We start from the raw sequence: 7,571 nt of genomic DNA on the forward strand, positions 1-7,571 counted from the left end.
CGACCTCCGGCACCCCGACCTCCGGCGCCTGCTCCACGATCACGTGCGCATTCGTCCCACTGAACCCGAACGACGACACACCCGCACGACGCGGGGCGTCGGTACGGGGCCAGGCGATGGTTTCGCCGATCAGGGAGACGGCGCCCGCGTTCCAGTCGACGTGCGGGGTGGGCTCGTCGAGGTGGAGGGTCTTCGGCACGATGCCGTGGCGCATCGCCTCGACCATCTTGATGATGCCCGCGACGCCTGCGGCGGCCTGCGTGTGGCCGATGTTGGATTTGATGGAGCCGAGGAGCAGCGGCCTGTTCTCGGGCCGGTCCTGGCCGTACGTGGCGAGGAGGGCCTGTGCCTCGATGGGGTCCCCGAGGGTGGTGCCCGTGCCGTGTGCTTCGACCACGTCCACGTCGGCCGCGGCGAGGCGGGCGTTGGTGAGGGCCTGGTGGATGACGCGCTGCTGGGAGGGTCCGTTGGGGGCGGTGAGGCCGTTGCTGGCGCCGTCCTGGTTGATGGCGCTGCCGCGGATCACGGCCAGTACGGGGTGCCCGTTGCGTTGTGCGTCGGACAGTCGTTCGACGAGGAGCATGCCGACGCCCTCGCCCCAGCCGGTGCCGTCGGCGGCGGCGGCGAAGGGCTTGCAGCGGCCGTCGGCGGCGAGGCCGCGCTGGCGGCTGAATTCGGTGAAGGTGGCGGGTGTCGCCATGACGGTGACACCGCCGGCGAGGGCCATGGAGCACTCCCCCGCCCGTAGGGCCTGCACCGCGAGGTGCAGGGTGACCAGCGAGGAGGAGCAGGCCGTGTCGACGGTGACGGCGGGGCCTTCCAGGCCGAACGTGTAGGACACCCGCCCGGAGGCGATGCTGCCGGAGCTGCCGGTGCCGAGGAAGCCCTCGACGCCCTCGGGGACGGAGTCCAGGCGGGCGGTGTAGTCGTGGTACATCACGCCGGCGAAGACGGCCGTCCGGCTGCCGCGCATCGACGTCGGGTCGATGCCGGCCCGCTCGAACGCCTCCCACGAGGTTTCCAGCAGCAGCCGCTGCTGCGGGTCCATCGCCAGGGCCTCGCGCGGGGAGATCCCGAAGGGTGCCGGGTCGAAGCGGGCGGCGTCGTAGAGGAAGCCGCCTTCGCTGACGTAGCTGGATCCGGCACTGTCGGGGTCGGCGTCGTAGAGCGTCTCCACGTCCCAGCCTCGGTCCGCCGGGAAGCCGGAGATCGCGTCACGGCCGTCGGCGACGAGCTGCCACAGGTCCTCGGGGGTGCGGACACCACCGGGGTAGCGGCAGCTCATCGCGACGATCGCGATGGGCTCCTGGTTGTGTTCCTCGACTTCGCGCAACCGCCTGCGGGCCTGGCGCAGATCGGCGGTCGCCCGCTTGAGGTAGTCGCGAAGCTTGTCCTCGTTCACCATGTGCGTGGGCTCCATGCCAGAGAGGCGGTCGTACGGGTTACGGATCTGTCCGTGGTGGTCGGGGGTGCCGGGCGGGCACGGGTGGTGCCGCGCCCGGCGGGCTCGGTGACGAGTCGGCTCAGGAAGCGCCGAGTTCGTCGTCGAGCAGGTCGAAGAGCTCGTCGTCGGTTGCCGTGTCGAGGTCGTCGTCGGTGGCCTCGTCGGTGGCGGTGCGGCCGGTGCCCTGGCCGGAGTGCCACTTGGCCATGAGGGCCTGGAGGCGCATCGTGATGCGTGACCGGGTGACGCTGTCGGCGTCCGTCGCCTCCGCCGCCCCCAACGCGGCTTCCAGTCGGTCGAGTTCGTCGAACACGACGGGGCCGTCGCCGTCGGGGGCGAGTGCCGTGCGCAGGTGGCCGGCGAGTTGCTCGGGCGTCGGGTGGTCGAAGATGAGCGTGGCGGGGAGCCGCAGCCCGGTGGCCGCGCCGAGGCTGTTGCGCAGTTCGACGGCGGTCAGCGAGTCGAAGCCGAGTTCCTTGAAGGCGCTGCCCGGCTGGATGGCCGCCGTGCCGCTGTGGCCCAGTACTTGGGCGACGTGGGTGCAGACCGTGTCGAGCAGCACCCTGTCCCTTTCGGCGGGCGGGAGTTGGGCCAGTCGCCGCGCCGTCGATCCGGGGGCGTCCGCGGTCGCGCCGCCGCTCGTCCTGCGGCGTACGGGTGCGCGGAGCAGGCCGCGCAGCAGGGGTGCGACGTGGTCGCCGGCCTGGGCCCGGAGGGCGGCCAGGTCGATGCGGGCGGGCACGAGCAGGCTCGTGGTCCGCGGTTCGTGGTCGTCCCGGGGGGCCGTCGAGTCCCGCAGGGCGGCGTCGAAGAGGGCCAGCCCGTCATCCTGCGACAGGGCGTTCATGTTGCCGCGGCCGAGACGCTGCCGGTCCTGGTCGTCGAGGGTGGCGGCCATGCCCGCCTCGTCGTCCCACAGGCCCCAGGCGAGCGACAGGCCCGCCAGTCCGTGTGCCCGGCGGTGTTGGGCGAGCGCGTCGAGGAAGGTGTTGCCGGCCGCGTAGTTGGCCTGCCCGGCGTTGCCGAACACGCCTGCCGCGGAGGAGAACAGGACGAACGCGGCCAGGTCGAGTTCCCGGGTCAGTTCGTGCAGGTTCCAGGCGGCGTCGGCCTTGGGTCGCAGCACCTTCGCGACGCGTTCGGGGGTGAGTGAGGTGACCGTGCCGTCGTCGAGGACACCGGCGGTGTGCACGACGGCTGTCAGCGGACGGGCGTCCGGTACGGAATCCAGCAGTGCGGCCAGGGCGTTCCGGTCGGCCGTGTCGCAGGCCGCCCAGGTGACCCGGGCTCCCGCCGCCGTGAGGGCGTCGGTGAGTTCGCCCGTGCCGGCTGCGGCGCCGCCCCGGCGGCTGGTCAACAACAGGTGTCGTACGCCGTGCTCGGCCACGAGGTGTCGGGCGAGGAGGCCGCCGAGGGTACCGGTGGCGCCGGTGATCAGGACCGTTCCGTCGGGGTTCGGGCCGCGACCGGTGGGGGCGGCTTCGGACTGCGGGGGCTCGGGCGGGGAGGTGGGCGCGGTGAGGCTCGCGCGGGCCAGGCGGGGGGCGTGCACGACGCCGCTCCGCAGGGCGAGTTGGGTCTCGTCGGTGGTGAGTGCCGCGGGCAGGGCCGCGTGGGAGCCGTCCTCCTCGTCGAGGTCGATCAGGACGAACCGGTCGGGGTGCTCGGCCTGCGCGGAGCGCACCAGGCCCCACACCGCTGCTTGCGGGAGGTCCGTGACGTCCCCCTCGGGGTCCGTGGCGACGGCGCCGCGGGTGACGACGGCGAGCCGGGCCCCGGCGAACCGGTCGTCGGCCAGCCAGCCCTGGACCAGTTCCAGGGCGTGGCCGGTCACGGCGCGGGCGGTGGTGGCCGGGTCCGTCGGTGCGAGGTCGGTGGCCGGGGTGACGAGGACCGTATCCGGTGTCTCCTCCCCCAGGGCGTCGGCGAGGTCGAAGGCTTCGCCGAGGGCGTCCAGGTCGGCGTGGGTCACCTCGGTCGGATCGTCGAGGATTCCGGCCCGTGCCAGGGCCGCGCCCACCTTGAGCGGGTCCGTGCCGAGCAGCGCCCATCGGCTGCCGGTCGGTGTCGCCGTCGTGGTGACCGGCGGGGCGGTGAGCGGCAGTGCCGGCCAGTCGATCCGGAACAGGGCGTCCCGGGCGGGTCCGGTGGCGATGGCGTCGGCGGCGAGGGGACGCAGGACGAGCGAGTCGACGTCCAGGACGGGCTGCCCCGCCCCGTCCCACAGGGTCAGTGCGACGGCGTCCCGGCCGGCGGGTGCCATCCGTACGCGCAGGGTGGAGGCGCCGGCCGCGTACAGCCGTACGCCGTCCCAGGAGAAGGGGAGCCGGGCGCCCTGCGGGCCCTCGGGGAAGAACTCCCCGATTCCGACGGCGTGCAGGGCCGCGTCGAGGAGCGCCGGGTGGAGGCCGTACGGGGAGGCTTCCGCGAGGCGGTCCGCGGCGAGGGCGACCTCGGCGTACACGTCGTCGCCGAGCCGGTAGGCGCGGTGCAGGTTGCGGAAGGCCGGCCCGTAGCCGAGGCCGATGGCGTCGAAGCCCTCGTACAGTCCGTCCACCGGGTGGTCGACGGCTCCGGCCGGCGGCCACTCCTCCAGCGGTGCGGTGGTGGTGTCGGTGTCGGGTGCCTCGGGGGCGAGGACGCCGTCGGCGTGCCGGGTCCACGGCTCGTCGGGGGCGGCCTGTTCGGGGCGCGAGTACACCTGGAGGGCGCGGCGTCCGTGGGTGTCGGGCGCGGCCACGGCGAGCCGCAGCTGTGTTCCGCCCGTCTCGGGCAGGACCAGGGGCGCTTCGAGGAGGAGGTCGTCGAGGCGGCCGCAGCCGGCGTGGTCGCCCGCGCGGACGGCCAGTTCCACCAGCGCGGCGCCCGGCAGCAGGACGGTGCCCGCGACGCGGTGGTCGGCCAGCCAGGGGTGGGTGCGCAGCGAGAGCCGCCCGGCGAAGAGGAACCCGTCCGAGTCCGGGAGGTCGACCGCGGCCCCGAGGAGCGGGTGGGCGGTCGCGCCGAGTCCGGCGGAGGCGACATCGCCCGCGAGGGCCTCGGCGGGTGCCTCCAGCCAGTACCGCTGCCGTTGGAAGGCGTAGGTGGGCAGGTCGACGCGGCGGGCGCCGGTGCCGGAGTAGTACGTCTCCCAGTCGACGGCGGTGCCCCGCAGGTGTGCGTGGGCGAGAGCGGTGGCGAGGGTGGCTTCCTCGGGGCGGCCGGCGCGCAGGGCGGGCGCGAAGCGGGCCGCGTCGTCCTGGGTGAGGCAGTCCTGGGCGAGGGCGGAGAGGATCCCGTCGGGCCCGAGTTCGAGGTACGTCGTCACCCCCGCGGCCTCCAGGGAGCGGACGCCGTCGAGGAAGCGGACCGTGTCGCGGACGTGCCGCACCCAGAACTCCGCCGAACCCATCTCACCGTCGGTGATCAGCGCGCCGGTCAGGTTGGAGACGACCGGGATGCGCGGAGCACCGTACGACAGGCCCTCGACCACCTTGCGGAAGTCGGCGAGCATGCCGTCCATGTGCGGCGAGTGGAACGCGTGACTGACCGTGAGCCGCTTGGTCTTCCGGTCGGCGAACGAGGCGGCGACGGCAGTGGCGGCATCGTCGTCACCGGCGATCACGACCGCCTGCGGACCGTTGACCGCCGCGATGCTCACCCGGTCCGTCAGCAGCGGCAGAACCTCCGCCTCCGACGCCTGGACGGCGATCATCACACCGCCGGTCGGCAGTGCCTGCATCAACCGGGCACGGGCCGAGACCAGTGCGCACGCGTCGGTGAGGGTGAGCACCCCGGCGACGTGGGCGGCGGCGATCTCGCCGATGGAATGACCGGCCAGGTAGTCCGGTGTCACACCCAATGATTCGAAGAGCCGGAACAGGGCCACCTCGACGGCGAACAACGCGGGTTGTGTGAAGCGGGTCTCGTCGAGCAGGGTCGCGTCCGTCCCGAAGAGGACGTCACGCAGGGGCGCTCCGAGGTCGAGCCGCTCCCCCACCTCGTTCAGTGCCGCGGCGAACACCGGGAAGGCGTCGTACAGTTCGCGGCCCATGCCGAGGCGTTGGCTGCCCTGTCCGGTGAACAGGAAGGCGAGCTTCCCGGTGGTCGGAGAGTCCTCCAGCACGCGGGCCGAGCGGTCGCCGTCGGCGAGTGCGGCGAGGCCCGTCAGGAAGCCGTCGAGGTCCTCGGCGACGACGGCGGCCCGCCGGTCGAGGCCGGTCCTGCTCGTGGCCAGGGCGTAGCCGATGTCGGTCGGGGACGGGTCGGGGTGTGCGGCCAGGTGTGCGATCAGGCGTGCGGCCTGGTCGCGCAGGGCCACGGTGTCCTTCGCCGAGAGGATCCACGGCAGGCTGCCCGGCGTCCGGGTCGGTGCGGGCGGTGTCGTGGGTCCGGACGGTTCGGGGGCCTGCTCGATGATGACGTGCGCGTTGGTGCCGCTGAAGCCGAAGGAGGACACCGCGGCGCGGCGCGGCCGTCCGGTCTCCGGCCAGTCCGTTGCCGAATCCAGGAGCGTGACGGCGCCGGCCGTCCAGTCGACGTGCGGGGTCGGCTCGTCGACGTGCAGGGTCCGGGGCAGGATCCCGTGCCGCATCGCCATGACCATCTTGATGACGCCGGCGACACCGGCGGCGGCCTGGGTGTGGCCCATGTTGGACTTGATGGAGCCGAGTCGGAGGGGCTGTTCGTCCGTGTGCTCCCGGCCGTAGGTGGCGAGGAGGGCCTGGGCTTCGATCGGGTCGCCGAGGGTCGTACCGGTGCCGTGCGCCTCGACCACGTCGACCTCGGCGGCCGACAGGCCCGCGTTGGCCAGGGCCTGACGGATCACACGCTGCTGGGACGGACCGTTGGGGGCGGTGAGGCCGTTGGAGGCACCGTCCTGATTGATCGCCGTACCCCGGACCACGGCCAGGACGGGGTGACCGTTCCTCCGGGCGTCCGAGAGCCGCTCCACCAGCAGGACTCCGGCGCCCTCGGCCCAGCCCGTACCGTCGGCGTCGGCGGAGAAGGCCTTGCAGCGGCCGTCCGTGGCGAGGCCCCGCTGTCGGCTGAACTCGACGAAGGCGGCGGGGGTCGCCATGACGGTCACACCGCCGGCGAGGGCCAGGGAGCATTCGCCGCTCCGCAGGGCCTGAACCGCGAGGTGCAGGGCCACCAGGGACGACGAGCAGGCCGTGTCGACGGTGACGGCGGGCCCTTCCAGGCCGAAGGTGTACGACAGCCGGCCGGAGATGACGCTGCCCGCGTTGCCCGTGCCGAGGAACCCCTCGACACCCTCGGGCAGTGCCGCGAGCCTGGAGGCGTAGTCCTGGTACATGACGCCGGCGAAGACGCCGGTGCGGCTGCCGCGCAGGGACCGCGGGTCGATGCCGGCGCGTTCGAACGCCTCCCAGGAGGTTTCCAGCAGCAGCCGCTGCTGCGGGTCCATCGCGACGGCCTCGCGCGGCGAGATCCCGAAGAACGCCGGGTCGAAGGCTGAGGCCTCGGTGAGGAAGCCTCCCTCGCGGGCGTAGCTCGTGCCCTCCCGGCCGGGGTCGGCGTCGAAGAGGCCTTCGACGTCCCAGCCCCGGTCATCGGGGAACCCGGAGACGACGTCCCGACCGTCGAGGACGAGCCGCCACAGGTCCTCGGGCGACTGCACGTCCCCGGGATAGCGGCAGCCCAGCCCGACGATCGCGATGGGTTCGTCGTCCCGGACGGTGACGGCGACCGCTGCCCCCTGCTGCGAGGGCACCGCCCCGAGCAGCTCGGTCCGCAGGTGGTCGGCCAGGACCGTCGAGGTCGGGTAGTCGAAGACGAGGGTGGCCGGCAGCCTCAGGCCGGTGGCCGAGCCGAGCAGGTTGCGCAGTTCGACGGCGGTCAGTGAATCGAATCCCAGTTCGCGGAAGGACCGGTCGGCTTCGACCGCCTCCGGTCCGGCGTGGCCGAGCACGGCCGCGACCTGCGTGCGCACCATCTCCAGTACGAGAGCGGCCTGTTCGGTGTCGGACCGTCCGATGAGCGCCGCGGCCGGAGTGTCGACATCGACGGCACCGGCGGCCCGACGGGTGGGTGTGCGGACGAGGCCGGTCAGCAGCGGCGGGAGCATCCCGGCGCCCGCGGCCGCACGGAGGGCGCCGAGGTCCAGCTTGAGCGGTACGAGCAACGG

General features: G+C 73.5%; 2 protein-coding genes. Both read right to left on the reverse strand.

Features of this window, described 5'->3' with window-relative positions:
- Nucleotides 1-1,405, reverse strand: a 1,405-nt coding sequence (locus tag ACZ58N_RS38635; protein WP_471170290.1) for a type I polyketide synthase, incomplete at its 3' end; no start/stop codon positions are given.
- 118 nt (nucleotides 1,406-1,523) lie between these two features.
- A partial coding sequence (locus tag ACZ58N_RS38640; RefSeq protein WP_471170287.1) for a type I polyketide synthase occupies nucleotides 1,524-7,571 on the reverse strand: 6,048 nt, incomplete at its 5' end.

It is taken from the genome of Streptomyces sp. NPDC040432 (assembly GCF_055595445.1).